The organism is Janthinobacterium sp. FT14W, assembly GCF_009208755.1.
In the GTDB taxonomy this organism is placed as follows: domain Bacteria; phylum Pseudomonadota; class Gammaproteobacteria; order Burkholderiales; family Burkholderiaceae_D; genus Janthinobacterium; species Janthinobacterium violaceinigrum.
In genome coordinates this window covers 36,894-63,133 of record NZ_WFLL01000027.1, presented here as the reverse complement: position 1 = coordinate 63,133, position 26,240 = coordinate 36,894, and the positions used below count along the sequence as shown (strand labels likewise).

General features: G+C 65.1%; 26 protein-coding genes. 16 read left to right on the top strand and 10 right to left on the bottom strand.

The window, feature by feature from the left end:
- Positions 1-3 precede the first annotated feature (3 nt).
- The 8 genes from GCN74_RS18155 (at position 4) to GCN74_RS18120 (ending at position 8,530) form a co-directional block, all read left to right on the top strand.
- Positions 4-423: a DUF4259 domain-containing protein gene (locus tag GCN74_RS18155; RefSeq protein WP_152257974.1), complete on the top strand. Its 420-nt coding sequence runs from the start codon at positions 4-6 to the stop codon at positions 421-423.
- Positions 424-540: 117 nt separating this feature from the next.
- Positions 541-1,419, top strand: a complete 879-nt coding sequence (locus GCN74_RS18150; protein WP_152257973.1) for an HlyC/CorC family transporter — start codon at positions 541-543, stop codon at positions 1,417-1,419.
- 79 nt (positions 1,420-1,498) lie between these two features.
- Positions 1,499-3,016, top strand: coding sequence for an apolipoprotein N-acyltransferase (gene lnt, locus GCN74_RS18145; protein ID WP_152257972.1), 1,518 nt, complete (start codon positions 1,499-1,501; stop codon positions 3,014-3,016).
- A gap of 147 nt (positions 3,017-3,163) precedes the next feature.
- Entirely contained in the window at positions 3,164-4,078 is a 915-nt protein-coding gene (gene glyQ, locus GCN74_RS18140) for a glycine--tRNA ligase subunit alpha (RefSeq protein WP_152257971.1), read from the top strand.
- 37 nt (positions 4,079-4,115) lie between these two features.
- Entirely contained in the window at positions 4,116-6,218 is a 2,103-nt protein-coding gene (gene glyS, locus GCN74_RS18135; RefSeq protein WP_152257970.1) for a glycine--tRNA ligase subunit beta, read from the top strand.
- Positions 6,218-6,805 (top strand): D-glycero-beta-D-manno-heptose 1,7-bisphosphate 7-phosphatase, encoded by a 588-nt coding sequence (gene gmhB / locus GCN74_RS18130; protein WP_152257969.1) that lies wholly within the window; start codon positions 6,218-6,220, stop codon positions 6,803-6,805. The genes glyS and gmhB overlap by 1 nt, the downstream gene beginning before the upstream one ends.
- 16 nt (positions 6,806-6,821) lie before the next feature.
- The gene (locus GCN74_RS18125) at positions 6,822-7,562 is read left to right on the top strand and encodes a lysophospholipid acyltransferase family protein (protein ID WP_152257968.1); all 741 of its coding nucleotides are present in this window, start codon (positions 6,822-6,824) and stop codon (positions 7,560-7,562) included.
- Positions 7,563-7,606: 44 nt separating this feature from the next.
- Positions 7,607-8,530 (top strand): M48 family metallopeptidase, encoded by a 924-nt coding sequence (locus tag GCN74_RS18120; protein WP_152257998.1) that lies wholly within the window; start codon positions 7,607-7,609, stop codon positions 8,528-8,530.
- Between the two features lie 46 nt (positions 8,531-8,576).
- Here the strand turns inward: GCN74_RS18120 and waaA are convergent, their stop codons facing one another.
- From waaA to GCN74_RS18100, 4 genes are all read right to left on the bottom strand, one after another.
- The gene (gene waaA / locus GCN74_RS18115; RefSeq protein ID WP_152257967.1) at positions 8,577-9,851 is read right to left on the bottom strand and encodes a lipid IV(A) 3-deoxy-D-manno-octulosonic acid transferase; all 1,275 of its coding nucleotides are present in this window, start codon (positions 9,849-9,851) and stop codon (positions 8,577-8,579) included.
- A 17-nt stretch (positions 9,852-9,868) separates the two neighbouring features.
- On the bottom strand, positions 9,869-10,891 hold the full coding sequence (gene waaC / locus GCN74_RS18110) for a lipopolysaccharide heptosyltransferase I (protein WP_152257966.1): 1,023 nt from the start codon (positions 10,889-10,891) through the stop codon (positions 9,869-9,871).
- A gap of 4 nt (positions 10,892-10,895) precedes the next feature.
- Positions 10,896-12,278 carry a phosphomannomutase/phosphoglucomutase gene (locus GCN74_RS18105; protein ID WP_152257965.1) on the bottom strand — a complete coding sequence of 461 codons (1,383 nt, stop codon included), beginning with the start codon at positions 12,276-12,278 and terminating at the stop codon, positions 10,896-10,898.
- A gap of 93 nt (positions 12,279-12,371) precedes the next feature.
- Complete coding sequence (locus tag GCN74_RS18100) at positions 12,372-12,680, bottom strand: H-NS family nucleoid-associated regulatory protein (RefSeq protein ID WP_152257964.1); 309 nt, start codon at positions 12,678-12,680, stop codon at positions 12,372-12,374.
- 455 nt (positions 12,681-13,135) lie between these two features.
- On the opposite strand from GCN74_RS18100, the gene GCN74_RS18095 reads away from it, so the two are divergent.
- From GCN74_RS18095 to GCN74_RS18065, 7 genes are all read left to right on the top strand, one after another.
- A complete protein-coding gene (locus tag GCN74_RS18095) occupies positions 13,136-13,975 on the top strand; it encodes a symmetrical bis(5'-nucleosyl)-tetraphosphatase (RefSeq protein WP_152257963.1) in 840 nt (279 codons plus the stop codon).
- 89 nt (positions 13,976-14,064) lie between these two features.
- Positions 14,065-14,985, top strand: coding sequence for an AraC family transcriptional regulator (locus GCN74_RS18090; protein ID WP_152257962.1), 921 nt, complete (start codon positions 14,065-14,067; stop codon positions 14,983-14,985).
- Between the two features lie 118 nt (positions 14,986-15,103).
- On the top strand, positions 15,104-15,658 hold the full coding sequence (locus tag GCN74_RS18085; protein ID WP_152257961.1) for a carboxymuconolactone decarboxylase family protein: 555 nt from the start codon (positions 15,104-15,106) through the stop codon (positions 15,656-15,658).
- A gap of 1 nt (position 15,659) precedes the next feature.
- On the top strand, positions 15,660-16,745 hold the full coding sequence (locus GCN74_RS18080; RefSeq protein ID WP_152257960.1) for an acyl-CoA dehydrogenase family protein: 1,086 nt from the start codon (positions 15,660-15,662) through the stop codon (positions 16,743-16,745).
- Positions 16,742-17,548, top strand: coding sequence for an ABC transporter ATP-binding protein (locus GCN74_RS18075; protein ID WP_152257959.1), 807 nt, complete (start codon positions 16,742-16,744; stop codon positions 17,546-17,548). Before GCN74_RS18080 ends, GCN74_RS18075 begins: the two co-directional genes overlap by 4 nt.
- 16 nt (positions 17,549-17,564) lie before the next feature.
- Complete coding sequence (locus GCN74_RS18070) at positions 17,565-18,809, top strand: ABC transporter substrate-binding protein (protein WP_152257958.1); 1,245 nt, start codon at positions 17,565-17,567, stop codon at positions 18,807-18,809.
- 2 nt (positions 18,810-18,811) lie between these two features.
- Positions 18,812-19,576 carry an ABC transporter permease gene (locus tag GCN74_RS18065; protein ID WP_152257957.1) on the top strand — a complete coding sequence of 255 codons (765 nt, stop codon included), beginning with the start codon at positions 18,812-18,814 and terminating at the stop codon, positions 19,574-19,576.
- On the opposite strand, the gene GCN74_RS18060 is transcribed toward GCN74_RS18065, so the two are convergent.
- The 6 genes from GCN74_RS18060 to GCN74_RS18035 all read right to left on the bottom strand — a co-directional run bounded on the left by GCN74_RS18060 (position 19,573) and on the right by GCN74_RS18035 (position 24,265).
- Positions 19,573-20,319: a lysophospholipid acyltransferase family protein gene (locus GCN74_RS18060; protein ID WP_152257956.1), complete on the bottom strand. Its 747-nt coding sequence runs from the start codon at positions 20,317-20,319 to the stop codon at positions 19,573-19,575. The genes GCN74_RS18065 and GCN74_RS18060 overlap by 4 nt on opposite strands.
- 100 nt (positions 20,320-20,419) lie before the next feature.
- Positions 20,420-21,721 (bottom strand): dihydroorotase, encoded by a 1,302-nt coding sequence (locus GCN74_RS18055; protein ID WP_152257955.1) that lies wholly within the window; start codon positions 21,719-21,721, stop codon positions 20,420-20,422.
- A gap of 24 nt (positions 21,722-21,745) precedes the next feature.
- Positions 21,746-22,711, bottom strand: coding sequence for an aspartate carbamoyltransferase catalytic subunit (locus GCN74_RS18050; protein ID WP_034746695.1), 966 nt, complete (start codon positions 22,709-22,711; stop codon positions 21,746-21,748).
- The gene (gene pyrR / locus GCN74_RS18045; protein WP_152257954.1) at positions 22,704-23,228 is read right to left on the bottom strand and encodes a bifunctional pyr operon transcriptional regulator/uracil phosphoribosyltransferase PyrR; all 525 of its coding nucleotides are present in this window, start codon (positions 23,226-23,228) and stop codon (positions 22,704-22,706) included. Before pyrR ends, GCN74_RS18050 begins: the two co-directional genes overlap by 8 nt.
- A gap of 39 nt (positions 23,229-23,267) precedes the next feature.
- A complete protein-coding gene (ruvX, locus tag GCN74_RS18040; protein ID WP_223278885.1) occupies positions 23,268-23,666 on the bottom strand; it encodes a Holliday junction resolvase RuvX in 399 nt (132 codons plus the stop codon).
- Positions 23,663-24,265 (bottom strand): YqgE/AlgH family protein, encoded by a 603-nt coding sequence (locus GCN74_RS18035; RefSeq protein WP_035822086.1) that lies wholly within the window; start codon positions 24,263-24,265, stop codon positions 23,663-23,665. The genes ruvX and GCN74_RS18035 overlap by 4 nt, the downstream gene beginning before the upstream one ends.
- A 442-nt stretch (positions 24,266-24,707) precedes the next feature.
- Between GCN74_RS18035 and GCN74_RS18030 the strand changes: the two genes are divergently transcribed.
- The gene (locus tag GCN74_RS18030; RefSeq protein ID WP_152257953.1) at positions 24,708-26,171 is read left to right on the top strand and encodes a cryptochrome/photolyase family protein; all 1,464 of its coding nucleotides are present in this window, start codon (positions 24,708-24,710) and stop codon (positions 26,169-26,171) included.
- Positions 26,172-26,240 lie beyond the last annotated feature (69 nt).

The window sequence follows — 26,240 nt, the reverse complement described above, 5'->3', positions numbered from 1 at the left end:
CAGATGGGAACCTGGGCCACCGACGCCTTCGGCAACGACTACGCCATGGATTGGGCGCAAGACTTGCACGAATACAAAACCCTGGAACTGGTCGAGACGACGCTCGACAACGTCATCGACAGCCAGGAAGCGGAGCTCGAAGCGCCGTTCGCCGCCGAGGCGCTGGCCGCGCTGGAAGTGATCGCCCGCCTGCTGGGCAAGCCGGGCGCAGACGATCCGGCCACGGCGGAAGTGGACGAATGGGTGGCCGCCTGCAAGAAGAAGGTCACGCCGCCGCTGCTGGAAAAAGCGCGCCTGGCGCTGGACAGGATCGTGGCGGAGTCGTCGGAACTGCGCCAGCTGTGGCAGGACAGCGAGCATTTCGCCGACTGGCAGGCGGACGTGGCCCATTTGCGCGCCCGCGTGCTGGGTCCGCAAGCCTGAAACGTCGGGCAACGGGGCACTTCAGCGTATTAAATTTGCATCAAAAGCGGGGAAATCCGGTGTGACCCCACTTTTGGTGTATCCTATATCCCTTCGCAACAACGGCTCACGCCTCCTATGCCCGAGCACCCTAGTGGCGTCAGAACTGACGTCAAGCCCCACCGGTCACTGTTTGAACGCCTGACCGCACTCATTTCCCCCGAGCCAGAGAACCGTGCAGAATTGCTCGATGTTCTACACGATGCGCATGAACGCAAGCTGATCGACGCCGACGCCCTGTCGATGATCGAAGGCGTGTTCCAGGTATCGGATCTCTGTGCGCGCGACATCATGATTCCCCGCTCGCAGATGGATGTCATCGACATCAGCAAGCCGATCGAGGAATGGATGCCGGAAGTCCTGTCCACCGCCCACTCGCGCTTCCCCGCGATCGAAGGCGAGCGCGACAAGGTCATCGGCATCCTGCTGGCGAAAGACTTGCTGCGTTATTACGCAGAAGAAACTTTCGACGTCCGCGACATGCTGCGCCCCGCCATCTTCATCCCCGAATCGAAACGCCTGAATGTGCTGCTGCGCGATTTCCGCGCCAACCACAATCACATGGCCATCGTCGTCGATGAATACAGCGGCGTCGCCGGCCTGATCACCATCGAAGACGTGCTGGAACAGATCGTCGGCGATATCGAGGACGAATACGACTTCGACGAAGCCGAGGACAATATCCTGTCGCTCAAGGAAGGCCAGTTCGGTCCCCGCTGGAGAGTCAAGGCGCTGACCGAGATCGAACAGTTCAACGAAGAAGTGGGCAGCCATCTGGCGGACGACGACGTCGACACCATCGGCGGCCTCGTCTCCAAGTACCTGGGCCGCATGGCGCACAAGGGCGACATCTTCGACCTGGGCAATCTGCGCTTCGAAGTGCTGCGCGCCGATGCGCGCCAGGTGCACGTGCTGCTCGTCGAGCGCCTGCCCAATGTGCCGGAACTGGAACTCTGACATGCGCGTGCTGTAGATGCGTTTCAGACGCGCTGACCCCAACGCCCCCGCCAAACCGCCCCGCAGCACGTGGGCGCGCATGCTGACTGCCGCCATTGCCGGCGCCGTCGCCGTGCTGGCATTCGCCCCTTTCGGCTACTGGCCCCTGCAGATCCTCAGCCTGGGCGTGCTGTTCTACCAGGTGCTGCGCGCGTCCAGCGTGAAAAGCGGCGCGCTGATCGGCTGGGCCTACGGCTTCGGCTGGTGTGCGGCCGGCACGCACTGGCTGTACATCTCCATGCACCGCTATGGCGACATGGCCGCACCGATCGCCGCCATCGCCGTGGCCCTGCTGGCCCTGTTGATGGCCATCTACGCGGCCCTGGCCATGGGCGCGGCCGCCTGGCTGCGCCAGCGCTGGGTACTGTCGCTGCCGGCCATGACCTTGCTGGTGCTGCCCGCGACCTGGACCCTGTTCGAATGGACGCGCGGCTGGCTGTTTACGGGTTTCCCGTGGCTGGCCACGGGCTACGCCCACAATGCCAGCCCGCTGGGCGGCTTTGCCCCCATCGTCGGCGCGTATGGCCTGGGCTGGCTGGCGGCGCTGTCGGCCGGCGCCCTGCTCCTGCTGACGCACCGCACGCGCTGGAAGGCGCTGGCCGGCCTGGCCGCGCTGTACGGGGCCGGCATCGGCCTGCACTACGTGAACTGGACGCATCCCGTCGGACGCCCGATCACGGTGCGCCTGTTGCAGGGCAATGTGCCGCAGCAGCAGAAATTCGATCCCGGCTTCGTGCTCGGTGCCCTGCAGATGTACCAGAGCGCCATCACCGGCGCGCCGGCCGACCTGATTGCCACGCCGGAAACGGCCGTCACCGTGCTGCCGCACCAGCTGCCGCCCGGCTATCTGGATAGCCTGACGACGTATTCGCAGCAGACGGGCAGCACCATTCTGCTCGGCATGCCCGTGCTCGACGAGCAGCAGCGCTTCTACAATGCGGCGCTGGGCATCACGCCCAACAACGCGGCAGGTCCTTACTACCAGTACCGCAAGCACCACCTGGTGCCGTTCGGCGAATTCGTGCCGCCTGGCCTGCACTGGTTTGTCGCCATGATGGCCATCCCGCTGGGCGACATGGGCCGTGGCGCCGAAGTACAGGCGCCGCTGCAGGTGCGCGACCAGCTGGTGCTGCCGAATATCTGCTACGAAGACCTGTTTGGCGAGGAAATCGCCGGCCAGCTGGCCAGCGCCCACCGCAATGGCAAGCAGTCGGCATCGGTGCTGCTCAATATCTCGAACCTGGCCTGGTTTGGCGACTCGATCGCCATCCCGCAGCACCTGCAGATTTCGCAGATGCGCAGCCTGGAATCGGGCCGCCCCATGCTGCGCTCGACGAATACGGGCGCCACGGCCGTCATCGACGGCAAGGGCGTGGTGCAAAGCCTGCTGCCGCCGGAACAGCAAGCCACCCTGGCAGCCAAGGTGCAAGGCATGGGCGGCATGACGCCATACATTCTTTACGGCAACAAACTGGTGCTGGCCCTGGCCGCGCTGGCCCTGCTGACGGCCTTCCTGCTGTCGCGCGCCGCCCGCCGTGGCGGCGCCGCACAGCAATAAGCGGCCGATATTGCCCGAAGAGTCACAGTGGGCCCGTAAAAACCGCTAAAATTAGCAAAACCCCGGCCCGGACGCGCTTGTTGGCAGCGTGCGGGCTTCAAGCAAACCTTAACAAAGCGCAGCCTGTCCGCGCGGCGAACTCATACGATGCTCACATTTCAACAAATTATCCTGACCTTGCAAACCTATTGGGACAAGCAAGGTTGCGCCCTGCTCCAGCCTTACGACATGGAAGTCGGCGCCGGCACCTTCCACACCGGCACCTTCCTGCGCGCGATCGGCCCGGAACCCTGGCGCGCCGCGTATGTGCAGCCGTCGCGCCGCCCGAAAGATGGCCGCTATGGCGAAAACCCGAACCGCATGCAGCACTACTACCAGTACCAGGTGGTGTTGAAGCCGGCGCCGGAAAACATCCTCGACCTGTATCTGGGTTCGCTGGCCGCGCTGGGCCTGGACTTGAAGCAGAATGACGTGCGCTTCGTCGAAGACGACTGGGAAAGCCCGACCCTGGGCGCCTGGGGCCTGGGCTGGGAAGTCTGGCTGAACGGCATGGAAGTGACCCAGTTCACCTACTTCCAGCAAGTGGGCGGCCTCGATTGCAAGCCCGTGCTGGGCGAAATCACCTACGGCATCGAACGCCTGGCCATGTATCTGCAAGGCGTGGAAAACGTGTATGACCTGGTGTGGACTGAGTGGGAAGAAAACGGCGTCACCAAGAAGCTGACGTACGGCGACGTCTTCCACCAGAACGAAGTGGAGCAATCGACCTACAACTTCGAGCATGCGAATACGGACCTGCTGTTCGAACAGTTCGGCAACTACGAAGCGGAAGCCAAGCGCCTGATCGAGCTGCAACTGACCTTGCCCGCCTACGAGAAGATCATGAAGGCGTCGCACAGCTTCAACATGCTCGATGCGCGCGGCGCCATCTCGGTGACGGAACGCGCCGCCTATATCGGCCGCGTGCGCACCCTGTCGCGCCTGGTGGCGCAAGCGTACTACGACTCGCGCGAGCGCCTCGGTTTCCCGATGCTGCCCGCCGCAGACCAAGCCGCCGCCTAATTCGAGCCTCCATACCGCCGCACCTGACAAGAACACCATGAACCAAACACTGCTCATCGAACTGCTGACCGAAGAACTGCCGCCGAAAGCGCTGGCCAAACTGGGCGCCGCCTTTACTGCCGGCATCGTCAACGGTTTGAAATCGCGCGACTTCCTGGAAGCCGACAGCGTCGCCACCAGCTACGCCTCGCCGCGCCGCCTGGCCGTCTCCATCACCAACGTGCGCGAAGTCTCGCCCGACAAATCGATCCGTGAAAAAGTCCTGCCCGTCTCCGTGGCACTGGACGCGAACGGCAACGGCACGCCGCCGCTGGCCAAGAAACTGGCCGCACTGGGCTTCCCCGACCTGACGGTGGCCGAGCTGGAACGCGCCGCCGACGGCAAGGCCGACAGCTTCTTCTACACCTACACGGCGCCGGGCAGCCAGCTCGCCGCGGGCGCGCAGGCAGCCCTGACCGAGTCGGCCGCCAAGCTGCCGATTCCAAAACTGATGAGCTATCAGCGCCCGGACGGCGCCACCGTGCAATTCGTGCGCCCGGCGCACAGCCTGATCGCCCTGCACGGCATCAATATCGTGTCATTGACCCTGCTGGGCCTGACGGCCGGCCGCACCACCCTGGGCCACCGCTTCCTGACCGACGGCGCGCCGATCAGCATCGCGCACGCGGAAAACTATGCGCCCTCGCTGATCCTCAACGCCAGCGTCATCGCCAGCAACGAGGAACGCAAGGAGCGCATCCGCGCCCAGCTGCTGGAAAAGGCCGGCTTTGATCAGGTGCTGATGCCCGAAGCGCTGCTCGACGAAGTCACCGCGCTGGTCGAATGGCCGGTCGTGTATGAATGCCACTTCGAGGAAGAATTCCTGGCCGTGCCGCAGGAATGCCTGATCCTCACCATGCAGACCAACCAGAAATATTTTGCGCTGACGGACAGCGAAGGCAAGCTGCGTTCGCGCTTCCTGATCGTCTCGAACATCGAGACGGACACGCCCGGGCACATCATCGGCGGCAACGAGCGCGTCGTGCGCCCGCGCCTGTCGGACGCCAAGTTCTTCTTCGAGCAGGACAAGAAGAAAACGCTGGCATCGCGCCTGCCGCTGCTGGCCAACGTGGTCTACCACAACAAGCTGGGCACGCAAGCGGCCCGCACGGAGCGCGTCAAGTCGCTGGCCGGCGCCATCGCCGCCAAGCTGCAATATGACGTCGCCCTGGCCGAACGGGGCGCCCTGCTGGCCAAGGCCGACCTGCTGACCGACATGGTGGGCGAATTCCCCGAGCTGCAAGGCATCATGGGCACGTACTACGCGCGCCATGACGGCGAGCCGGAAGAAGTGGCGCTGGCCGCGTCCGAGCACTACCAGCCGCGCTTTGCCGGCGACAGCCTGCCGACCACCGCCACCGGCACCGCCGTGGCCCTGGCCGACAAGCTCGAAACCCTGGTCGGCATCTGGGCCATCGGCCTGGCGCCGACGGGCGACAAGGACCCGTTCGCGCTGCGCCGCCACGCGCTGGGCGTGCTGCGCATGCTGCTGGAAAAACGCTTGCCACTGTCGATCCAGGGCTTGCTGGCCGACGCCGCCGCGCAGTTCGCAGCCGTGCCCGGCTTCAAGGACCCTGTGCTCGACGTCACCACCTTCATGCTCGACCGCCTGCGCGGCATCCTGCGCGAGCGCGGCTTCTCGCCGAACGAAATCGAAGCCGTCGTGGCGCAAAATCCGGACCGCCTGGACGACATCGTGCAGCGGCTGGAAGCCGTGCAGGCGTTTGCCGCCCTGCCGGAAAGCGCTTCGCTGGCCGCCGCCAACAAACGCATCACCAACATCCTGAAAAAGAACGAGGAAGCGCTCAAGTTGGTCGCCGACGCCGGCGTCAACGTGGCGCTGCTGCAGGATGAAGCGGAGAAAAAACTGGCCGCCGCCGTCTCGCGCGTGCAGCCGGAAATCGACGCTGCCTTTGCCAAGGGCGATTTCGCGGGCACGCTGCAAACCCTGGCGCAGCTGCGCGACGACGTCGACGGCTTCTTCAACGACGTGATGGTGATGGCCGAGGATGTCGCCCTGCGCAACAACCGCCTGGCCTTGCTGTCTTCGCTGCACGGCATGATGAACCGCGTGGCCGACATTTCCAAGCTGGCGGCATAATGGGCATTCCGGCGCTGAAACTGATTATTCTCGACCGCGACGGCGTCATTAATCATGACTCGCCGGACTTCATCAAGTCGCCGGCCGAATGGCTGCCGATCCCCGGCTCGCTCGAAGCGATCGCCCGCCTGAACCAGGCCGGCTATCGCGTCGTCGTCGCCTCGAACCAGTCGGGCATCGCGCGCGAATACTTCGACATGACGGTGCTGAACGCGATCCACCAGAAGATGCACACCCTGGCGCAGCAGGTGGGCGCCGACATCGACGCCATCTTCTTTTGCCCGCATGCGGGCGCGGACAATTGCGACTGCCGCAAGCCGAAACCGGGCATGTTTCATGAAATTTCGCAGCGCTACAACACCAGCCTGAAAGGCGTGCCCACCGTTGGCGATTCGCTGCGCGACCTGCAGGCCGGTTTCATCAGCGGTTGCGTGCCCTACCTGGTCCTGACGGGCAAGGGCGAAAAAACCGATGAAACGGGCGGCCTGCCGCCCGGTACCCAGGTCTTCCCCGACCTGGCCGCCGTGGTCAGCCACCTGCTCAAGGCGCCCGCTGTACCGGCGCCCACCGTGGCATTCAGTATCTAATTTTCGGAGAACCGCATTGCGTAATATTTCCCTGTTCCTGCGATCCCTGCTGTTCATGATCATCATGATCGTGGCCACCATCGTCTGGGCCTGCGTGTGCTTTTTTGCCGCGCCATTGAGCTACAACAAGCGCTATTGGGTCACCTCGCGCTGGAACGTGTTTATCCTGTGGTGTGCCAAGGTCATTTGCGGCATCCGCTATGAAGTCAAGGGTGCCGAGAATTTCCCCGACGCGCCGGCCATCGTGCTGTCGAAGCACCAGTCGGCATGGGAAACCATCTTTTTGCTGCCCAGCCTTCCCCGTCCGCTGGTCTACGTGTTCAAGAAGGAGATCCTGTACATCCCCTTCTTCGGCTGGGCCATGGCGCTGCTGCGCATGATCCCCATCGACCGCAAGCAGGGCAAGCATGCGTTCAAGAGCGTGGTCGCGCATGGCAGGCGCCGCCTGGCCGACGGCCAATGGATTATCATGTTCCCTGAAGGCACACGCATTCCCGTGGGCCAGGCGGGCAAGTACAAGAGCGGCGGCACGCGCCTGGCCATTGCCACGGGCGCCGTGGTGGTGCCGATTGCGCACAATTCAGGCGAGTGCTGGCCCAAGCAGTCGTTCCTCAAACGCCCGGGACTGATCACCGTCTCGATAGGCAAACCGATTTCGCCGGAAGGGCAAACCCCGGACAGCATGATGCAACAGGTGGAAAATTGGATAGAATCAGAAATGCGCGTCATTTCGCCTCACGCCTACAACGCTGGCTAGACGGCATCAGCGCGGTCATCCAGGAGCCGACCCTGCGCCAGCAGATGAAGACCATCAAGGTCGGCGACCAGCAACTGGATCTGTTCGCGCATGACGTCTCGACCAGCACGCCCCCGGCGGTGCGCCCCACGGCACCGCCAGCGCCGCCCGTGGCGCCACCGGTCGTGGCCCTGGTGCCCCCCGTCGTTCACCCCGCCCCATCCCCCCTGCCTTCCCCGCCACGCACCGCCGATGGCCCGCCGCTGCGCCAGCTGCAGCTGGGCAGCCACCTGGTCGAATTCGCCCTGCGCCGCTCCACGCGCCGTTCCATCGGTTTCATGATCGACGATAACGGCCTGCGCGTGACCGCGCCCAAACGCGTCACCCTGGCCGAAATCGACAGCGCCATCCGCGCCAAGCAGGGCTGGATCGTCTCGAAGCTGCTGGAACGGGGCGAGCGCAAGGTGCAGCGTTTGCAGCGCCCGCCCGTCGCATGGGTCGATGGCGCCGTGCTGCCCTATCTCGGCGGCGAAATCACCTTGCGATTGCACCAGGCGCCGCGCCACCGCGCCAGCTTCCAGCGCGAGACGAACGAATTGCACGTATGGGTCACGCCTGCCGGCAGCGAGCAGCAATTGAAGGAAAAAGTGAAGGGCTGGTTCCAGCACGAGGCGCGCCAGCTGTTCGAAGCGCGCCTGGACCTGTACGCGGACAAGCTGGGCGTGCGCTACGACTCGCTGTCGCTCTCGTCGGCCGGCACGCGCTGGGGCAGCTGCACCATCGAGCGCAAGATCCGCCTGAACTGGCGCCTGATCCACTTCGCCCTGCCGCTGATCGACTACGTGGTGGCGCACGAACTGTCGCACCTGCTGGAAATGAACCACAGCCCCCGCTTCTGGGCCACCGTCGAGTCGATCTATCCCGATTACGACGGCGCCAAGCAGGCGCTGAGGAAACGCTCGCAGGAGCTGCCCGTGTTGTTCGCGTAGGCCGGATCCGGCCGCAGGCCGTCATCCGGCAACGTGATTGGCGATATTACGGCAACAGCGGCTTGATGGCCGCTATCGTGCGCGGCGTGGCACCCCTGTGCTGGTTGGCAAACACCAGCGCCTGTTCTCCCATGGCCGCCAGGCGCGCGGGGTCCTGCAGCAAGGCTGCCGCTTGCGCCATCAGCGCGTCGGCGTCCGCCACCAGCGCGGCGCCGCCGGCGGCAATCGCCTGCTCGGTCACCAGCGCGAAGTTGAAGGTGTGGGGGCCGATCAGCACGGGCTTGCCCAGGGCCGCCGGCTCGATCAGGTTTTGTCCGCCCAGCGGCAGCAGGCTGCCGCCGACGAAGGCGCAATCGCAGGCCGCGTAATACGCAAACATCTCGCCCATCGAGTCGCCCAGCAGCACCTGCTTGCCCGCCGCCACGGCATCGTCCTGCGCCAGGCCGGACCTGCGCTGCACGGCCAGGCCGTGCGCCGCGATCAATTTTTCCACCTCGTCGAAACGCTGCGGATGGCGCGGCACGATCAGCAGCAGTGCATTGGCAGGCAGGCTGGCGCGGGTCAGGGCATCGAGGATCAATTGCTCCTCCCCTTCGCGCGTGCTGGCGCACAGCAGCACGGGCCGTGCGCCGATGGCGCCGCGCAGCCAGGCGCCCGTCGCCAGCGCCGCCTCGGGCACGACCACGTCGAACTTGATGCTGCCCGTGACGACCACGTCCTGCACGCCCAGCTGGCGCACGCGCTGCGCGTCGTCCTGCGTCTGCGCCGCCACCAGGGTGATGCCGCGCGCCGCCTCGGCAATGAGCCTGCCGAGGCGCTGCGCCTTGCCCAGCGAACGCTGCGACAGACGCGCATTGGCCAGCACCACGGGCACGCCGTGGCGGTTGCATTGGCGGATCAGATTCGGCCATACCTCCGTCTCCATCAGGATGCAGATGCGCGGCGCGAAATGGCGGATGAAACGGGCCGGCATGGCGCCCGTGTCGTACGGCAGATAGCTTTGCACCAGGCGCGCGCCGTGCTTGGCAAACAGCGACTTGCCCGTGGCGCGTCCCGTCGGCGTCATGTGCGTGAGGACGATGCGGCACGCGGGCCATGCGGCCAGCAGCGCATCGACCAGCGGTTCGGCCGCGCGCGTCTCGCCGACGGAGACGGCATGCAGCCAGATGGTGGCGGGCGCAGTGCCGGCCTGGCGCTCATAAAAGCCCAGGCGCTCGCCCCAGTGCTGGCGGTAGCCGGGTTCCTGGCGGCCGCGCAGCCACAGCCGCGCCAGCACCAGGGGCAAGGCCAGCCACCAGGCAAGGGTATAAAGAAGTCGCATGATAGGTAACGTTGAGGTCAGGCGGGAGGATATTCGGCCAGCAGGCGCTGCGCCGCGGCCAGCACTTCCGGCACGCCGGGCGGCGCGCCTTTGTCGCCCAGGTTGATGATTTTCGGCGACCAGTTGCCTTCCGTTTTCCACAGCGGCGAATCGGCATAGATTTCCACCGTCGGACGCAGGAAGGCGGCGGCGATATGCGTCAGGCCCGTATCGACGCCGACCACCAGCGCCGCGTGGCGTGCCAGCAGGGTGGCGTCGGCCATCGACAGTTTCGGCAGCACGCGCGCGTTCGGCAGGCCGGCCGCCAGTTGTTCGGCTTCCGCCTTTTCCCTGGGCGAACCCCAGGGCAGCAAAATCGGCATCGGCGAGAGCGCCTGGCCCAGCGCGATCCAGTGCTGCTGCGCCCATTTCTTGGCGTCGCGCGCCGTGCCGTGGAAATACACGCAATACGGCGCATCGCCCATCCAGTCCGGGCGCGGCTCGCTGCCAGATAATTCCGGCAAGCCGAAATCGGCCGGCGTGTCGGCCGCGTAGCCCAGCGCCGCGGCGGCCACCAGGCGGCCGCGCGCTACCGCGTGCGTGCGCGGGTCGAGCGGAATGCTTTTCGTATGAAAAATGCGCGAGATGCCTTCGTAGCCGGAACCTTCGCTGCCATTGGCCAGGCCGACTTTCTGTCCGCCCGGCGCCAGGCGCGCGGCGCCCATGATGATGCCCGTCTTGAGCAAGCCCTGGGTATCGAACACGTAATCGTAGCGCGTCTGGCGCAGGCTGCGGAAAAAGGCGGCGATTTCCGCGCGCGTCTCTTTCTTGCCCAGGCTCTTGCGCCAGCGCCGTAGCGCAAACGGGAAAATGGTATTCACGCGCGGATTCAGGCGCACCAGGCTGGTATAGCCCTCCTCCACCACCCAGTCGATGGTCGCATCCGGATAATGGCGGGCGATGTCTGCCACCATCGGCAGATTATGCAGCACGTCGCCCAGCGAAGATACCCGCACCAGCAGGATTTTCAGGGGCGCCCGTGCGCCTGCTTGACCGGCCATGCTGTCAGAACGGCAGAACGGCGTCAGGCTTGGCGGCCAGGATCACGCTCTTGAACTGTCCCTGGATGCGTGCCAGGGCTTCCGGCGTTTCCGCCTCGAAGCGCATGACGATCACCGGCGTGGTGTTCGACGAACGAGCCAGGCCGAAACCATCCGCATACTCCACGCGCAAGCCGTCGATGGTGATGATCTGCTCATTGCCAGGGAAGACGGCGTCGCGGCGCAGCATCTCCATCAGCGCGACATTCTCGCCTTCCTTCAGTTCCAGATGCAGTTCGGGCGTGCTGTCGGACTGCGGCAGGGAGTTCAGCAAGGCAGATGGATCGGCTTCGCGCGTGAGGATTTCCAGCAGGCGCGCAGCCGAATACAGGCCGTCGTCGAAACCGTACCAGCGGTCCTTGAAGAAGATATGGCCGCTCATTTCGCCGCCCAGCGGCGCGCCCGTTTCACGCAGCTTGGCTTTCACCAGCGAGTGGCCCGTCTTGTACATCAGCGGCACGCCGCCATGCTTGCTGATCCACGGTGCCAGGTGGCGCGTGCATTTCACGTCATACAGGATCTGCGCGCCCGGATGGCGGGTCAGCACGTCGGCGGCGAACAGCATCATCTGGCGGTCAGGGTAGATGATCTGGCCATCCTTGGTGACCACGCCCAGGCGATCGCCGTCGCCGTCGAAGGCGATGCCGATTTCCGCATCCGTCTCGGCCAGGCAGCGGATCAGGTCTTGCAGGTTTTCCGGGTGCGCGGGGTCCGGATGGTGATTCGGGAAATTGCCGTCGACGTCGCAGAACAATTCGATGACGTCGCAACCCATGCCGCGGAACAGATCGCCCGCGAACGCGCCGGCCACGCCGTTGCCGCAATCGACGGCAATCTTGATCGGGCGCGCCAGCTTGACGTCGCCCAGGATGCGCTCCAGGTAGGCGGCGCGGATATCGTGCGTGGCGTACGTTCCCGGCGTGGCGCTGGCGCTGCCGTCGTGCGCCACGATGCTGTGATACAGCGCCTGGATCGCTTCGCCGTGGATCGCTTCGCCGGCCAGCACCATCTTGAAGCCGTTGTAATCGGGTGGATTGTGGCTGCCCGTGACCATGATGCCGGAGCGCGTGTCGAGCACGTTCGTGCCGAAATAGACCATCGGCGTGGCCACCACGCCCAGGTCGATCACGTCGACGCCTGCGGCTTGCAAGCCCTGCGCCAGCGCCGCCGTCAATTCAGGTCCCGACAGGCGGCCATCGCGGCCGATCACGACCCGCTGCTCGCCCTTGGCCAGCGCAGCCTGGCCAAAGGCCTGACCGATCTTGTAGGCCACGCTGGCATCGAGGGTTTTAGCGATGATGCCGCGAATATCGTAGGCCTTGAAGATCGTTCTGGACAATGGAAGCATGGTGTGGACGGTATAAGTAAGGGTATCAATAGGGTGCGAGGCAAGGTGCGGCGCGAAACTGCCAGCTTGCCACTGCGCCAAGAGTATACCGAATTATACGCGCAGCAGATCGATAGACTTGCCCGATTCCACCCATTGCTTGACCCACAGCGGCTGGCGGCCGCGGCCTGTCCATTGCTCAGTCGCATTGTCCGGATGGCGGTAACGCACGGCGACCTTGCCCGCCCGCGGGTGCAGGCCGTCGAGTATCAGCTGCTTCAGCGGAATGCCCGCTTGCTGCGCGATGGCCATGATCTGTTCGCGCGCCTTGCTCAAGTCTTCACGTTCGCGGCAGCTCAATTCCTGCTTGACATTATCTTCCAGTTTGCGCAATTCCTGCATCGTCATCGTCGACAGATCCATTCCGTATATCCCTTACATTAATTGAATTAATAAAATCACGTGAAATATACTACATTGTATAAATATTTGCGCACCGCAGCATAATCCATCGCCATTTGAATCGCGGCCATCGGTTTTTTTATCCACTCAATATTAAGATCAAATGAAGAATATGCAGAAATAAGGCGCGAAACATGAATTGACATGAATGAAATGATATTCCAACTGGCATGCACCTACTGCTTGCGGGACTGGCCGCTACAGCCAGCCATTCCCGCAAGCGGACCGGGAAATGATTATCGACGTACGGCAGCGGCGCATTAAACAGGAGTAATTGCCGCTCCGGTTTAATCCGCATCCGTTTTTTCCGGCCTGCCGCGCCCACGCGCCATCTGCTATTTTCCGACAATGTCTCCAGCGCCAACGGGCGGCCGTGCTTATAATGCATGCGCGTCGTTCACTTCACTCCGGCACATATGAAAACCTACTTTATCGGCGATCTGCAAGGCTGCCATGCACAAACCGTCGAACTGATCGAGCGCATCCAGGTGGCGGCAGATGGCCCGTACCGGCTCCTGTTCGCCGGCGACCTGATCAACCGTGGTCCCGCCTCGCTGGCCACCCTGCGCCACGTGCATGCGCTGGCGCAGCAGGGCCTGGCCGACAGCGTCCTGGGCAACCATGACTTGCACTTGCTGGCCGTGGCCAACGGCATCCGCCCGGAGCATGCGTCCGATACGCTGGCCGACATCCTCGATGCGCCCGACCGCGAAGAATTGCTCGCCTGGCTGCGCCAGCGCCCGCTCGCCTTGCAGCACCAGGGCCACGTGCTCGTGCATGCGGGCTTGCTGCCGCAATGGAGCGCCTCGCAGGCCCTGTCGCTGAGCGAGGAAGTAGCCGCCATGCTGCGCAGCGACGGCTGGGTGGCGTTCCTGCGCACCATGTACGGCAATGAACCGGCCGCCTGGCGCGACGACCTGCAGGGCGCCGACCGGCTGCGCTGCATCGTCAACGCCATGACGCGGCTGCGCTTTTGCACGCCGGACGGCGTCATGGACTTCAAGATGAAGGAGAGCGGCAGCGCGCCGCCGGGCTCCGGCCTGCTGCCCTGGTTCGACGTGCCGGGACGGCGCAGCGCGGACGACACCGTCGTCTTCGGCCACTGGTCGGCGCTGGGGCTGCAGTTGCGGCCCCGCCTGATCGGCCTCGATAGCGGCTGCGTCTGGGGCGGCAAACTCTCCGCCGTGTGCCTGGAAGACCGCTCGCTGCTGCAAGTCGACTGTCCCGCGTTCCAGCAGCACAGCGGCAAGCGCTAAGCTGCATGGCGCACATATGCTTAGTCGAAAACGGTCGTTTGCCTTGCCGCGCCTGCGCCGTATGATGCAGCTTTTGCCTTTGCCATCCCATGCATCCTGATACCGACAGACTGGCGCGCTGGCTGCTCGGCAGCCTGGAACTCGACACCGCCGTGCTGCATGTGGGCCAGTACTGCGGCCGCTGGCGCGCTTCCACGGCGGGCCGGGAACTGGGCAGCTTTCACCTGGTGCTCGATGGCCACTGCTACCTGCATCTCGATGGCGCGGCGCCGATTGCCCTGGGCCCGCGCGATGGCGTCTTCCTGCTGCGCGACTTGCCGCACTTCCTCAGCCCCCATGGCGATCCCTTGCAGGCGGTGAGCGCACAAACGATGCTGCCGCTGCAGGCGTCCACGGACAGCCCCGCAACGGCGCTGGCCTGCGGCTTCTTTCAATTTCGCGGCGCCCTCTCCGCACTGATCGTCGACTCGTTCCCGCCGTATCTGCTGATACGCGGCGACGCGCCCGCCTTCAGCGCCGCCGCCGCGCTGTTCGACCTGATCCTCGGCGAGGCGGGCGGCGATCCGGAACAGCCGTCGCCCCTGATCGCGCGCCTGGTCGAACTGCTGTTCTTCTACCTGATCCGCCATGTGGCGCAGGGCGAACAGGTGGCGGCCGGCCTGCTGTCGCTGCTGCACCAGCCCGCATTTTCGCCGCTGCTCGAACGCATGCTCGACGCCCCCGCCGCCGACTGGTCGATCGAGAACATGGCCAAGGCCGCGTGCATGTCGCGCGCCAGCTTCTGCAAGCATTTCGCCAGTGCCAGCGGCCACTCGCCGGCCCAGTTCCTGCTCCTGCTGCGCATGAAGATCGCCGCCCGGCGCCTGCACGACGGCGTCTCCGTCGAACGCGCGGCCGAACTGGTGGGCTACCGCTCGCACGCCGCGTTTACGCGCGCGTTCAAGCGGGTCACGGGCGAGCAACCGGGCGCCTACCGGCGCGACCAGCGCCAGCGCCAGCTGGCCAGCTGACATCAAGGTTTGCGCAATCAAAGACGAACGAGCACAAAAGGACGACGCTGACGTCTGTTACCTGCACGGCATGGCCGATATAATGGCCGGGTGACTTACTAAACTAGCAAGGTACCCCATGTCCCGTCTGACGCTGCACACCCTCGACACCGCCCCGGCCGATAGCCGCCCCTTCGTGGAAAAAGCCATCGCCAACAACGGCTACCTGCCCAACCTGATCGGCGTGCTGGCCAACGCCCCGCTGGCGCTGGAGACTTATCTGACCGTCTCCGGCATCAATGCGCGCGCCAGCCTGAGCCTGATGGAACGCGAAGTGGTGCAGATCACGGCTGCACGCATCCACGGCTGCGATTTCTGCATCGCCGGCCACAGCGCCATCTCGCTGAAAAAGGCGGGCCAGACGCCGGAGACCGTGCGTGCCCTGCAGCACGGCCAGCCGACGGGCGACGCGCAACTCGACGCCGTCGCCGCCTTCGCCACGGCCGTCATCGCCACGCGCGGCGCCGTCGCCGACGGCGACTATCAAGCCTTCCTGGCCGCCGGCTACAACGAGCAGCAGGCGCTGGAAGTCGTGCTGGGCATCAGCCTGGCCACCCTGTGCAATTTTTCCAACAGCCTGGCCGGCACGCCCGTCAATCCGCAATTGACGCCCTACCTGCCTGGCGCCGTCTGACATGGCCAAGCTCCCTCACTGGCTGCACATGCACGCCGACCAGCTCGACCAATCGTCGGACCTGGCTGAAACCGTTTTGCCGGCGCTGGCCGGCGACCAGCTGCTGCGCATCGGCGTGCCGCAGGAACACGGCGGCGCGGGCGGCGACGTGCGCGACGCCATCGACGCCATCGCCACAGTGGCCGAGCAATCGGTGACGGCGGCCTTTGTCTTCTGGGGCCAGCGCTGCTTCATCGAATTCCTGCTGCAAAGCGACAACCGCGCGCTGGCCGAGCGCCGCTTGCCTGGCCTGCTGGCCGGCGCGCAGGCGGGCGCCAGCGGTCTGTCGAACGCCATGAAATTCCTGTCCGGCATCGAGCAGCTGCAAATCACGGGCGCGCGCCACGCCGACGGCTTGCTGGTCGACGGCGGCCTGGCCTGGGTGACGAACTTGCGCAAGGCGGGCTTTGTCGCGGCCGCCGCCGTGGCGCCCAGCGATGGCGCGCCCCCCGTCATCGTCGCCTTCGACAGCGGCACGGCAGGCGTCAAGCGCAGCGACGACCTGGACCTGATCGCCCTGCGCGGCAGCAATACGGCTTCCGTCAAGCTGGCGCAGGTGCACATCCCCGCCGCCGACATCATCAGCGACAATGCGCCAGCCTGGCTGCCGCAGGTGCGCCCATCGTTCCTTGGCATGCAGTGCGGCCTGTCGATCGGCCTGGCGCGTGCCAGCCTGGCGCAGGCGGCGCAGATCTCCGCCGGCTCGCGCAACCAGCTCACGCCGCGCATCGAAGCGCTGCAAGCGACCCTGGAGGCAGCCGTCGCTACCTTGCTGGCCGGCGTACACGATGGCCGCTTCAAGACGCAGGCGCCAGCCATGTTCCGCCTGCGCATACAGCTGGCAGAACTGCTGCAGCAGGCGCTGATGCTGGAACTGCAGGCCATGGGCGGGCGCGCCTACCTGAACGGGGAGCAGCAGGGTTTTGCCCGCCGCTGGCGCGAATCGTCGTTCATCCCCATCGTCACGCCCAGCCTGACGCAATTGCAGGCGGCCTTGCAGCTGTTCGACAGCCAGCAGGCGGCCAAGGCCGCGGGAGCGCAGGCATGACGGCAGCAGCGGAACCGCAACAATGGGCGCTGCAGGCGCAGGATCTCGGCTATGCCTATCCCGGCACGGCGCCCGTGTTCCAGCACGTCTCGCTGGGCGTGCGCAGGCGCGAAATCGTCTGCCTGCTGGGTGGCAGCGGCTGCGGCAAATCGAGTTTGCTGCGCGTGCTGGCCGGCCTGCAGCCGCCATCCACGGGCGAGATTCAATTTCTCGACGCGCCCATGCGCGAACCGGATCCGCGCAGCGCCCTCGTGTTCCAGCAGGCGAGCCTGCTGCCCTGGCTCAACGTCACGGGCAACGCCGGTTTCGGCCTGGACTTCAAGCACCAGCCGCAGCTGACGCGCGAGGCGCACCAGGCGCGCGTGGCGCAAGCCATCGAAGCGGTGGGCCTGAAGGGCCGCGAAAAATTGTATCCGTCCGCCCTGTCGGGCGGCATGGCGCAGAGGGTGGCGCTGGCGCGCGCGCTGGCGCGCGAACCGGAACTGCTGTTCGCCGACGAGCCGTTTTCCGCGCTCGACGCCATCACGCGCGCCGAGATGCAATCGCTGCTGGTCGACGTGGTGCACCGCTGGCATACGGCCGTGCTGCTGGTCACGCACGATATCGATGAAGCGATCCTGGTGGCCGACCGCATCCTGCTGATGGGCGGCAAGCCTGGCAACATCGTGCGCGAGTGGCCCGTCGCCATCGCCCGGCCGCGCATCGGCCACAGCGCCGACGTCATCGCGCTCAAGATGGACATCCTCGACGCCCTGCAAGCGCTGCAAAAGCAGGATCACGCGCCTGCCTTCGCCCAACTTTAATCGACCGGAACACTCCATGACATTCCAAGATCAAAACAAACCCCTGCACATCTGCGCCTCGTCCGATTGCGACTGCGGCCTGACGCGGCGCGACTTCCTGCGCATGTCGGCATTGGCCACGGCCAGCGTCGCCTCGCCGCTGCTGTTCGCCGGCGACGCCATGGCCCAGCAGGGTCCCAAAGGCGACGACCAGCCCGTGAAGATCGGCTACCTGCCCATCACCGACGCCACCCCGCTGCTGGTCGCCCACGCCCGCAAGCTGTTCGAAGCGGAAGGCTTGCAGGCGGAAACGCCGCGTTTGTTCCGCAGCTGGGCGCAGATCATCGAAGCGTTTGTCGCCGGCCAGGTCAACGTCATCCATCTGCTGTCGCCAGCCACCCTGTGGGTACGCTACGGCGCCAAGTTCCCCGCGAAAGTCGTGGCCTGGAACCACGTCAACGGCTCCGCGCTGACGGTGGCCAACGAGATCAACAAGGTCTCCGACCTGGGCGGGCGCACGGTCGCCATCCCGTTCTGGTACTCGATCCACAACATCCTGCTGCAGCAGATCCTGTCCGCCAACGGCCTGACCCCGGTCACGCGCGCGCGCAACGCGGCCATCAAGCCGAATGAAGTCAACCTGATCGTGCTGGCGCCGGCCGAAATGGTCTCCGCCCTGGCCAGCAAGTCCATCGCCGGCTACATCGTGGCAGAACCGTTCAACGCGGCGGCGGAAAACGCCGGCATCGGCAAGATCCTGCGCTTCTCGGGCGACGTGTGGAAAAACCATGCGTGCTGCGTCACTTTCCTGTCGGAGCGCGACATCAATACGCGTCCCGAATGGGCGCAGAAGGTCACCAACGCCATCGTCAAGGCGCAGCTGTGGACGCGCTCGAACCAGGTCGACACGGCCAAGCTGCTGTCGAACGTGGGAGAGAACCGCTACACGCCGCATCCGCTGCAGGTGCTGACCAAGGTGCTGGCCACCACCGATTACGCCAGCTACGAAAAGCAGGGACTGATCGTGCACAAGAACTGGCAGCAGCGCCGCATCGACTTCCAGCCGTATCCGTTTTCCTCGTACACGGAAGAACTGGTACGCGCCATCGGCCGCACCAAGGTGGAAGGCGATACGCGCTTCCTGTCCAGCCTCGATCCGAAGTTCGCCGCGCGCGACCTGGTCGATGACCGCTTCGTGCGCAAGGCCATCACGGCCGTGGGCGGCCCGGCCGCCTTCGGCTTGCCGGCCAACCTGCTGCGCAGCGAAACCGTGGCGGTCTGACGATGGCGAGCAAGTTGTTCACGAAGTTCGGCCTGCCCCTGGTGGGGCTGGCCTGTGCCTTGCTGTTGTGGTCCGTGAGCGTGACGGCGCTGGAGAAATCCACGCCGATCGCCACCGCCTTTGCGCCGCTGCCCACGGCGCTGGCGTTCAAGGAAATGCTGGGAGGTTCGGATATCTGGCTGCACGTGGTATTGAGCCTGCAAAGGGTGGCCGTGGGCCTGGGGCTGGCGATCGTCATCGGCGTGCCGCTGGGCGTGCTGGTGGCCATGTCGAAAAGCTTTTCCGGCGCGGCCATGCCCCTGTTCCAGCTGCTGCGCATGATTTCGCCGCTGTCGTGGATGCCGATCGCCGTGATGGTGCTGGGCGTGGGCGATGCGCCCGTGTACTTCCTGCTGGCGTTTGCGGCCGTCTGGCCTATCCTGCTCAATACGGCGGCCGGCGTGGCGCGGCTCGATCCGAACTGGCTGCTGCTGGCGCGCAGCCTGTCGGCCACGCGCAGCGAGATCGTATTCAAGGTGATTTTACCGGGCATCACGGCCGATATCCTGACGGGCGTGCGCCTGGCCATCGGCATCATCTGGATCGTGCTGGTGCCGGCGGAAATGCTGGGCGTTTCGGCCGGTCTCGGCTACTTCATCCTCGACACGCGCGACCGCCTCGCCTATTCGGAGCTGATGGCCGCCATCGTGCTGATCGGCATACTCGGCTTCATCCTCGACTACCTGGCCCGCGCCGCGCATGCACGCTGGCTGCACGTGAAGGGTTAGGCCGCCGGCTCCAGCGGCAGCGCGGCGGCCACCGCCGCCTGCGTTGCCGCCGCCAGGTCCCGTCGGTGCGCGTCCAGGGTCGCCACCGGCGCCAGGCAAGTCAAGCGCGCCGTGATGGGCGGGCCGCTCAGGATCGCCACCATGCTTTGCGCAAAACTCATCTCGCCGATGAAATCGACGGCATGGTGCAGCGCGCCCTTGTCATCCACATACACGAGCGCGAACGGCTGCACCGGCACTTGCGCGTCGATGGCCGCCTCGAACAGGTTGGCGTGGAACGGCAAAATCTGTCCCTGCGCGGCGGTCGTCCCCTCGGGGAAGAACGCGATGCGCTCGCCCGCCGTCAACTTGTCCACCAGGCCCTGGAAGATCAGGCGCAAATCGCGCTTGCTGCCGCGCGAAATGAAGATCGTGCCGGCGCGTCCCGCCAGCCAGCCCAGGATCGGCCAGGCGCGGATTTCCGCCTTGGCGACGAAGCGGCAAGGGTGCACGGCATTGATGACGAAGATGTCGAGCCACGACACGTGGTTCGCCACCACCATCGCATGGTCAAGCGCCGGCACGCTGTCTGCCGGCTGCGCCACGTGCACGCCGCAGATGTCGAGCAGCTGCGTCGACCAGCGGCGGATGCGCCGGTTGCGGCCCTCCAGGTCCAGCCAGGGAAAGAGCACGGCGCTCTTGGCCATGCCGCAGCTCAGATGAATGGCGATGCGCGCGAGGCGGTAGGTAAGCAGAAGTTTCAAATGACACCAGATAAAGAAGCAAACCCACAGCAAATTCTGGGGTCAGACCCGGCGGGTCTGACCCCGGCAGTATGCTGGAGTTTCACTCCAGTACAAAAAATTAACGCTGGAACGCCACCTGTCCAGCCACGATGGTCGCCTTGACGATGCCGCTCAGCTCATAGCCGAGGAAAGGCGTGTGCTTGCCCTGGCTGGCCAGCGAAGCCGACGACACGGTCCAGCGCGCGGCCGGGTCGAAGACGCAGATGTCGGCCGCTTCGCCCACGGCCAGGCTGCCGGCCGGGATGCCCGCGACACGGGCCGCGTCGGCCGTGACCTTGGCCACGGCACGCGCCAGCGGACGGGCGCCCGCTTGCGGCTGCGCCAGCGCATAGTCGTCGGCCCATTTCAGGGCCAGCGACAGCAGCAGTTCCAGGCCCGTGGCGCCCGGCGACGCTTCGCCGAACGGCAGCAGTTTTTCATCGTCGTCGACGGGCGTGTGGTCCGAGCACATGGCGTCCACCGTGCCGTCGAGCAGGCCCGCGCGGATCGCATCGCGGTCGCGCTGGCTGCGGAACGGCGGCGTGACGCGTGCGTTCGGGTCGAAAAAGCCGATGTCGGCGTCCGTCAGGTGCACATGGTGCACGCCCACGTCGCAGGTGACGGGCAAGCCTTCCGCCTTGGCCGCGCGGATCAGGTCCAGGCCCGCCGCCGACGAGATGCGGCACAGGTGCACGCGCGCACGGCTGGCGCGCATCAATTCGAAGATCGTGTGCAGGGCGATGGTTTCGGACATCACGGGCACGCCGGACAGGCCCAGGCGCGAAGCCAGCGGACCGCTGTGGGCGATGCCGCCGCGGCCGATGTGCGGGTCCTGCGGACGCAGCCAGACGGTGTAGCCGAATGTGTTCGCATACTGCATGGCGCGCAGCAGCACGGTGGTGTCTTCGATCGGCTCTTCCGCCTGCGCAAAGCCGATGCAGCCCGCTTCCGTCAGCTCCGCCATTTCCGTCAGCGACTGGCCCTTCAAGCCCATGGTCAGCGCGCCCAGCGGGTGCACGTGGGCCTTGTTCTGCGTCTTGGCGCGGTATTTCAGCATTTCCACCAGGCCCGGCTCGTCGAGCACGGGATCGGTGTCCGGCGGGCAGACCAGGCTCGTCACGCCGCCTTGCAGCGCCGCCTGCAGCTCCGACTCCAGGGTTGCCTTGTATTCGTAGCCCGGCTCGCGCAGGCGCGCGGACAGGTCGACCAGGCCGGGGGCAACCACCAGGCCGGCCGCGTCAAACGTGGTGTCGGCCTTGAAGCCGGCCGGGGCGCTGCCCACGGCCAGCACTTTGCCGTCGGCGATGAACAGGTCTTGCAAGCCATCGATGCCGTTGGCAGGGTCGATCAGGTGGCCGTTCTTGATATGTAGTGTCGTCATGCTCGCTTACTCGTCCTTGGGCTATCAGCCCTGATTACCAGCCAAAATACTCATCACCGCCATGCGCACGGCGATACCGAACGTCACCTGCGGCAGGATCACCGCCTGCGGACCGTCGGCCACGGCCGAATCGATCTCCACGCCGCGGTTCATCGGGCCCGGATGCATGACGATGGCGTCCGGCTTGGCCAGCGCCAGGCGTTCGGGCGTCAGGCCGTAGCTCTTGAAATATTCCTGCGCCGACGGCAGCAGCGCGCCGCTCATGCGTTCATTCTGCAGGCGCAGCATGATGATCACGTCGACGCCCTTGAGGCCTTCATCCATGTTGGTGAAGGTGCGCACGCCCATCTGTTCCAGGCCGCCCGGCAGCAGGGTGTGCGGGCCGATGGCGCGCACTTCCGGCACGCCCAGCGTGGTCAGCGCGTGGATATCGGAACGGGCCACGCGGCTGTGCAGGATGTCGCCCACGATGGCCACCGTCAGGTTCGTGAAATCCTTCTTGTAGTGGCGGATCGTGTACATGTCGAGCAAGCCCTGGGTCGGGTGCGCGTGGCGTCCGTCGCCCGCGTTGACCACGTGGACGTGCGGCTGCTTCGTGTCGATCAAATGCTTGGCGATCAGATAGGGCGCGCCCGACTGCGCGTGGCGCACGACGAACATGTCGGCGTGCATGGCCGACAGGTTGTCGATGGTGTCGAGCAGGGACTCGCCCTTGCTGGCCGACGAGGCCTGGATGTTCAGGTTGATGACGTCGGCCGACAAACGCTTCGAGGCGATCTCGAAGGTGGTGCGGGTGCGCGTGGAGTTTTCAAAGAACAGGTTGAAAACGCTCTTGCCGCGCATCAGCGGCACCTTCTTCACGTCGCGGTCGGAAATGCCCACGAACGAGGAAGCCGTATCGAGGATGTGGTTGACGATAGACTTCGGCAAGCCTTCAATCGTCAGCAGATGTTGCAGTTCGCCGTGTTTATTCAGTTGCGGATTAAGCATGGTGGGTATCTATGGTGAGCGTGAATTTTCCATCGTCGGCTTGCTTCAGGACCAGGGCCTGGCCCGCCGGCACGGCAGTGAAGGCGGCCACGAAATCGGCTGCCACCGGCAGCTGGCGCTCGCCGCGGTCGACCAGGGCGGCCAGCATGATCTTGGCCGGACGGCCGTAGTCGAACAATTCATTGATGGCCGCGCGCGTGGTGCGGCCCGTGTACAGCACGTCGTCGACCAGCAGGATGGTGGCGCCGGCCACGTCGAAGCTGATTTGCGTCGGCTTGACGTCCGCATGCAGCCCTTTCTGGGCGAAGTCGTCGCGGTAGAACGAGACGTCGAGCACGCCCAGGCGGTCGACCAGGTTCAGGTCGCGCGCCAGGCGTTCCGCCAGCCAGGCGCCGCCCGAATGGATGCCGACGATGGCCACGTTGGGGATGCCCGCCAGGCCGTTCTGCACTTGCTGCAGCAAGACCGCGTACAGGGCCTCGGCGTCGAGTTGGGAAGGATTCGTAGGATGCGGCATAGAGTTCTTAATCATTCAGGATTGGGGACTAGGGTCAGATTAATAGTTCGCGTCGAAATACTGTTGCAGGATGATGGCGGCGGCGCGGTCGTCGATCACTTCGCCGCGTTTGGCGGCAATGACGGCCGAGGAATAGCGCTCGTCGACCAGTTCCACGGGCAGGTTGAAGCGGCCATGCACCTGGTTGGCGAAACGGCGGCAGCGCGCGCTCATCTCGTGTTCCGTGCCATCCGGATGACTGGGCAAGCCCACCACGATGCGGCTCGCGCCCCACTCCTTGATCAGGCTGTCGATGGCGGCAAACTTCGGTTCATTCGCCGTGGCCGTGATCACGCTGAGCGGCTTGGCCTGGCAAATCATGGTATTGCCGATGGCCACGCCGATGCGTTTCAGGCCGAAATCGAAGGCGAGGATGGTGTCGATGGCGTCACCGCTCATGCGTGGCCAGCCTCGCTGGCGAGCATGAGCGGATCGATGCCCAGCAATTTGATGGCCGCCACGTAGCGCTGCTCGATGGGGAAGTCGAACAGGATGTCGGCCGAGGCGCCCACCGTCAGCCAGCCGTTGCGGCCGATCTCGTCTTCCAGCTGGCCCGGGCTCCAGCCCGAATAGCCGATGGAGACCAGCATGCGCTCGGGACCATCGCCCTTGGCGACGGCTTCGAGCACGTCGATCGAGGTGGTAAACGCGATTTCATCCGTCACCGTCAGCGACGAGGAATAGCGCGCGCCCGGCGTATGCAGCACGAAGCCGCGGTCATCCTGCACGGGGCCGCCGAACATGATCGGTTCGTTGATGATGGGCGTGTCGCTGCCGGCAGCCAGTTTCAGGTCGATGCGGTCGAACAGCACTTCCATGGTCATGTCGGTGGGCTTGTTGATGACGACGCCCAGCACGCCGTTCTCATTATGCTCGCAAACGTAGACGACCGTGCCGCCGAAGATCGGATCTTGCATGGCCGGCATCGCGATCAGGAAATGGTTGGCCAGATTCAGGGTGGAGGAACCGGTCGCGGCCGGCTCTCCAACACCCTGCATCAAACGATGCCCTGGTAGAGTCTGGTCGATTTTGCTCTTTTTCATACGCGATGCTCTCTCTGTGGCCTTGCTGGCAAGTCTCGCTTACCCCGCTATCGTACGCCTGGCGCACACTGCCGCGGATGTTGGGCGGCGAGAAGCGTGATGCCAGGCGCTATTCTTGTTATATTGTAAATTTGTTATACATTCGCTGAGCCATGCGGCGACGTCATGTACGCTTTGCAACTTGCGACCTATCCAGCATCGCCGCGCTTGCGCGCGCATTGCCATGCCAATTGTAAAATTGATTGCACAATCGCTGTCGCACATAAAACACCACGAACATAGCCGCTAGTTTACACTGAATTGCCGCCGCAGCGACGCCAAAGGCACGACGCGAGCGGCCATAAAGCCCTGTTGGCGGCAAAAAATAGCCTATCTTTGACCCTGAACACGCGAAATAATGACAATCAAGACTTCCCTGGTATGGTTCCGGCGCGATTTGCGCGCATTTGACCATGCTGCGCTGCACCACGCCCTGCGCCAGAGCCAGGCCGTGCATTGCGTCTTCGTCTACGACACCGCCATCCTGGCAGCGCTGCCGCGCCGCGACCGGCGCGTCGACTTTATCCATGCCAGCGTGGCCGAGCTGGCCGACGAGCTGCGCCAGCTGGGCGGCGACCTGATCGTGCTGCACGCGGACGCCGCCACGGCCATCCCCCGCCTGGCCGCCGAATTGAACGCCGACGCCGTCTTTGCCAACCACGACTACGAGCCGCAGGCGATCGCCCGCGACGCCGCGGTGGCCGCCGCGCTCACGCACGAGGCGCGTCTGTGGTTCAGCTTCAAGGACCAGGTCATCTTTGAAAAGGACGAGGTGCTGACCTTGTCGGCCAAGCCGTACACCGTCTACACGCCGTACAAGAATGCGTGGCTGAAGAAAATGCGCGCCGAACCCGCTTGCCTGGCGCCGTACGACATCGAACCGCATGCGGCCAGCCTGGCCCCGCCGCGCGCCGGCACGCCCGCCGCCCTGCCCACTTTGGGCGAACTGGGTTTCGAACCGAGCAACCTGGCCGACCTGGCGATTCCGACCGGCATGTCGGGCGCCAGCACGCTGTTCGAGGATTTCCTGCCGCGCGTGGCCCGCTACGACGTGGCGCGCGATTTTCCCGCCTTGAAGGGACCGTCCTACCTGTCCATGCACCTGCGCTTCGGCACCGTGTCGCTGCGCTACCTGGTGCGCACCGTGGTCGACCTGATGGACCGGGGCGGCGGCGGCGATGGCGCCCCCGTGTGGCTGGCAGAGCTGATCTGGCGCGATTTCTACGCCATGATCCTGTACCAGAACCCGCATGTGGAAGGCGGCGCCTTCAAGCCCGCCTACGACGCCATCGCCTGGGAAACGGGCCCCGAGGCCGATGCCGCGTTTGCCGCCTGGTGCGAGGGGCGCACCGGCTATCCGCTGGTGGACGCGGCCATGGCGCAGCTGAACCAGACGGGCTATATGCACAACCGCCTGCGCATGGTCACGGCCTGCTTCCTGGTCAAGGATCTGGGCATCGACTGGCGCCGCGGCGAAGCGTATTTCGCGCTGCACCTGAATGACTTCGACCTGGCCTCGAACAACGGCGGCTGGCAATGGGCCTCGTCGTCCGGCTGCGATGCGCAGCCCTACTTCCGCATCTTCAACCCCATCACGCAATCGGAAAAATTCGATGCGAACGGACGCTTCATCCGCCGCTACCTGCCGCAGCTGAAGGCGCTGGGCGACAAGGAAATCCATGCGCCCTGGCTGGTGCCGCGCATGCTGCTCGAACAGAAAAACATCGTGCTGGGGCGCGACTATCCGCAGCCCCTGGTGCAGCACGACGAAGCGCGCAAGGAGACGCTGGAGCGCTATGCGGTGGTAAAAGTGGTGGCGTAGGCCGGATTAGCGGGGCGAGGCCGCGCGTCATCCGCCGATATTGTTATCTTGGCCGGTACTGCGTCGGCT